Here is a 384-nt window from a genome sequence, read left to right as displayed (position 1 = left end):
GTCACGTCTTTGACATCATAACGGACAGTATCTGGAACAACTTCACTTGGGTCCGGTTTGCCAATGGAGATGGCCATCACTGGAATGTATTGTTCTGGGTCCAGGCCAAATTCTGCTGCAGCCTTGCTTGCATCATAGCCAGCCATTGGGTTGGTTTCGTAGCCGTGTTCACGGGCAACCAGCATCAGTTGCATGGCAACGAGTGAGGCATCAACCATTGCGTCTGCAACTAACATTTGCCGGTCAGCCTTTTCGTAAAGTGGAAGGAAGGTGTTAACCGCGGCATCGCGTGCTTCTGGAGTTACCTTCTTTTCTTCTACCATGCCATTCCACAGGTCACGATACTTCAGATATGACTTAGTGTTACCGAAAACCATGATCGTG

The 384-nt window shown here is 49.2% G+C and carries 1 protein-coding gene; it reads right to left on the bottom strand.

Features of this window, described 5'->3' with window-relative positions:
* On the bottom strand, positions 1–384 hold a 384-nt coding region (locus FD23_RS08835), incomplete at both ends, for a nitroreductase family protein (protein ID WP_081037205.1).

The sequence above is a fragment of the Lactobacillus delbrueckii subsp. delbrueckii DSM 20074 = JCM 1012 genome (genome assembly GCF_001433875.1).
GTDB lineage: Bacteria > Bacillota > Bacilli > Lactobacillales > Lactobacillaceae > Lactobacillus > Lactobacillus delbrueckii.
The sequence above is the reverse complement of the archived record's forward strand: the minus strand, read 5'-3'. Positions and strand labels throughout refer to the sequence as shown.